This window comes from Paenibacillus sp. NRS-1760 (genome assembly GCF_050467785.1).
Lineage (GTDB): Bacteria > Bacillota > Bacilli > Paenibacillales > Paenibacillaceae > Pristimantibacillus.
In genome coordinates this window covers 1-4,027 of record NZ_JBITPK010000043.1, presented here as the reverse complement: position 1 = coordinate 4,027, position 4,027 = coordinate 1, and the positions used below count along the sequence as shown (strand labels likewise).

The 4,027-nt window shown below is 38.4% G+C and carries 3 protein-coding genes; all 3 read left to right on the top strand.

Annotated features, from left to right (window positions below; genetic code table 11):
• Positions 1-793: 793 nt before the first annotated feature.
• Entirely contained in the window at positions 794-1,711 is a 918-nt protein-coding gene (locus ACIFSR_RS34750; RefSeq protein ID WP_430063805.1) for a helix-turn-helix transcriptional regulator, read from the top strand.
• Positions 1,712-1,792: 81 nt separating this feature from the next.
• The gene (locus ACIFSR_RS34745; protein ID WP_430063803.1) at positions 1,793-2,308 is read left to right on the top strand and encodes a DinB family protein; all 516 of its coding nucleotides are present in this window, start codon (positions 1,793-1,795) and stop codon (positions 2,306-2,308) included.
• Positions 2,309-2,572: 264 nt separating this feature from the next.
• Positions 2,573-3,142: a YdeI/OmpD-associated family protein gene (locus ACIFSR_RS34740; protein WP_339205126.1), complete on the top strand. Its 570-nt coding sequence runs from the start codon at positions 2,573-2,575 to the stop codon at positions 3,140-3,142.
• Positions 3,143-4,027: the final 885 nt, after the last annotated feature.

Below are 4,027 nucleotides of genomic sequence, written 5' to 3'. Positions count from 1 at the left end.
CTCTACGCGCATCATAGTACGGCAAAGAAGTCTTGCTTAGCAAGGCTTTTTTTGTTGTTTAAAAGTAGGAAATGATGCTTAGATGAGATGTTTTGAGTAGTTTTCATGAAATGGGTAACATCATATTTGTAGAACATAATAAGGCTTCAGTTGTTATTACTCCGATCACGTAAAAAATTCCACTACACATTCCCCGAATTTTTAACCCTCTGCAGACAAGTATTATCATTCTAATATCTGGAATCTAATAAGAGACGAAGGTACGGGATGTTAAGAGCCGAATAGACACGCCTTAAAAAAGAAGAGGGCTGCTCTGTAATAGTACTGTGATGCGACTGTAAGTGTACTTATTGAAAAGGCGAACGCTTAGACAGCTGTTTGTCTAGGTATTACTAATATGTCAGATCGTAATGTTGCGGAAATTCATTCAATAATCTAGGGTACATGTTCGAATGAATGCAAGTAGCTTTTTTTGACTATAACACTATATAAAATGTGCTAGTCTCGGTGCCTCTGGCACACACACGACCGGTTGGTCATCGGTGCGTTTACATTAGTGATGTTTGTTCTTCAAGAGAACTCCTTCCATTATGACTGCGCGTCTACCTGCGATAGGAGATGCTTTCTAACGTGGGTTCGGCGGTGTTATGCCAATCTAGATTCTCCGATCGTTCAATCCAATTCATATATCTACGATACATCAAGCAGGGTGTCCCTGAAAATTAGTAATAAAAAATCTGTGATATAATATTAAGCAGCAATACGAAATGGATTAACGGGCGGGGATATATATATGAAATTGGAGCGATTGATCTCCATAATCTACAAGCTCCTGAATAACGAAGTTTTGTCTGCTTCTATGCTGGCTGAAGAGTATCAAGTTTCCCAAAGAACCATTTATCGGGATATCGATGTGATCTGCGCTGCGGGCTTCCCTGTCATATCGTATCAGGGAATGAATGGCGGATACGGCATAATGGACGGATACAAAATGGATAAAAGCTTGCTCGGTTCTTATGATGTCGATTCCCTAATCACCGTGCTAAGCAGCCTCTCCAGCGTGTTTAAAGATGAGCGTGCTCAGGGTACCATTGAAAGACTACAAACAATCGGACCCGAGCAACAGATCCCCACTGTATCTGTCGACTTAGAAACCCGCCGGTCAGGGCCAGACGCGCTTCAATATTTACGTACGGGCATTACGGAGCGAAAAATCGTCCGTTTTGATTATATTAATGCTAATAATGATCGTACTTCCCGTGATATGGAACCCATACAGCTTCATTTCAAATATGGCAATTGGTACGTTTATGGCTTTTGTCGCACGCGTTGTGACTATCGGGAGTTCCGACTATCACGGATAATGAACTTAGTGTTGACGCAGGAAGACTTTCAGCAGCACCACTTAGTGTCGAAAGAGCTTACTTTCACAAACAAGGACTGGTGCGATCTTTTGAAAGATGTTGTGATTCAAGTGGGACCGGAGGCTTTGGCGATAGCTATGGATCAGTTTCACCAAGCGGATATGGAATTTCATGCCGATGGAAATGCAACGATACGAATTCCAGTATATAAACCACTAGAAGCAAGATGGCTATGGTCCATTCTTCTGAGCTTTGGCAGTGGTGCCGAAGTACTCGAACCTCATGCACTGCGAGGGGTTTTAAAAGAACAGCTTCAAAATACACTCAAACTTTATGAAGAAGTATGACAGTCTGTTGTCATACTTCTTTTATTATTATAACTACAGAACCAAAATCAATTTATTAGAAATCAAAAGGAGACTTTACGAATGTCCAATTATCCAGTAGAAATGTTTCAATACCACACATGGGCCAACCAAACGATCATGGGGAGAATCAAGGAACTCCATGCCTCTGTGCTAAGTCAAGAAGTAAACAGCTCATTTCCTACCCTTGCCCATGCCCTTAGTCATATCTATGCAGTGGATACGATGTGGTATAAGGTTTTAACAGGCACTGGTATGCGAGAGGCATTTCAAGAATGTATGTCGCTAAATGTGAGTATCCTGCATTCTGTAGATGAATACGCCAACAACTTCGCGCAGTTATCGGAACAATACAAAGAATGGTTCCAAAGCGAAGCTGATTTGGAGCAAACCGTTTTGCTTGATAACCCATTTGCCGGAATTCGCCAAACACGCTTATCGGAAATTGTACTGCAAGTGGCCAATCATGGGACCTATCACAGAGGCAATATTTCTACAATGTTGCGCCAACTAGGCCACGCATCCGTCATGAACGACTATGCATTTTTTTGGTATCAGGAAGCTGCTGAATCCGTTTAAACACTGGCGCATCGTTTTGAAAATTTGGTGAGTGCAATGGATATTGTTTTGAGTTAAATCAAATTATACTAAAAAGGTCGATACTTCTAAAAATAGGGGAGTCGACCTTTTTACTTCGATTTAATAGAAGAAATAAGTCACCATTGCTAGTTGAGATAAGTATCATTTTACCCTTTTGCTGATAGTATCAAGTTCGACTTGGGTCATAGGTCGTATAATGAATTTAATTACACACTATAGTTAGAAGGAGCTTGAATTTTATCTATGGAAATTGAAAATCTAATTATAGTAAAATCGAGAGAAGATTTGAGGATTTGGCTACAGGAAAATGGAAATATTAAAAAGTCTTGTTGGGTAGTAGTTAGCATGACACCAAACCCAGATACATTGCTGTATTTGGACGCGGTCGAAGAATCTTTGTGCTTTGGATGGATTGATGGAGTGAAAAAGAAAATAGCCGAAACTCAAATGGCGCAGAGACTATCGCCTAGAAGCAAAAAAAGTTCATGGACTGAATTGAATAAAGAACGTGTCCGCCGCCTTGAAAAGTTGGGGTTAATGAGAGATGAAGGAAGAAAGGTACTTCCCGATATGGATTATGATTCTTTTAAAATAGATAAGGTTATAGAGCAAAGGCTCAAAGAGGAGAGACAGGTATTTGAGAATTTTTCGGCATTTCCAGCTCTTTATAAAAGAGTTCGGATCGACACAATACAAAGTATTAAAAACCAGCCGGAATTATTTAATAGTAGATTAGACAAATTCATTGCAAATACTAAGGAAAATAAAATGTACGGTCTATGGCATGATAATGGACGCCTCCTAGATTACTAAGATCCGCTATTTTGTAGCGAGAAATTGTTTTTTGTGGGTGATATAAGTACGCCGAAATAGGCTATTTGTAATTAGTAGTTTTAGTCTTCTACTATACTAATTTTGATTTGTTTCAAATTAAAAACCCATCCTTTCATAGGCGTGATAGGTTCATTTTAGTTCCTGCACATACGAATAGGTCGGGGAGATGCTTATGCTGAACGGTTCAGCAGCTATTGTGAATGTTGAATACGGATGGTCTTGGCCTAGAATAGAATGAACATTCGTGGAGGATGTAAAGTAAGGATTAATTCTGATTGTAAATAAAGAATAGGTTATATAGATGAACTTAATAGATAAAGAGGAGCTACTATTGGCTTATTTAAAGTTAAGGACTTTGCACAGTAATAATTCATTTTCAAAGGCTATCGTATTTGTGAATCAAGATGCTATTCCCCTGTATAAGAGTATAAGAAGCAAGTCACGGAATTCATACAAACCTGTACAGGGATAGATAAGAAGTGCTGCAGCTTTGTATCTTGTAGAATTGAATAGATTGATGTAAGGCAGAATCAGATATCAAGCAGATAACGATGAAATATATGAGCTGAGTTGAATTCCATTTGTTAATTACACATAGTTAACTAGGCTAACATTGAGCTCGAAAATAAATAACTAATAATATGTTTGTTCATTTATATTAACGAAATTAAATATTAAAACGCTTAAATGTAGTGTTTTACAGGCATTATAGACGTATTAAATGGCATTTATATAGTGAAATCATAAATATAATAAAATAATTTCAAAAAAGACTTGCAATCATATATGCATGCATGGTATATTCTAATTCCGGCCGAGAGATACACGCGGACGGCGAGAGAAACAAACGAAAGAAAAGATTGC

Bases quoted from the DNA above. Each gene is read 5' to 3' on its own strand.
- ACIFSR_RS34750 (WP_430063805.1), top strand. From the start codon at position 794: ATGAAATTGGAGCGATTGATCTCCATAATCTACAAGCTCCTGAATAAC.
- ACIFSR_RS34745 (WP_430063803.1), top strand. From the start codon at position 1,793: ATGTCCAATTATCCAGTAGAAATGTTTCAATACCACACATGGGCCAAC.
- ACIFSR_RS34740 (WP_339205126.1), top strand. From the start codon at position 2,573: ATGGAAATTGAAAATCTAATTATAGTAAAATCGAGAGAAGATTTGAGG.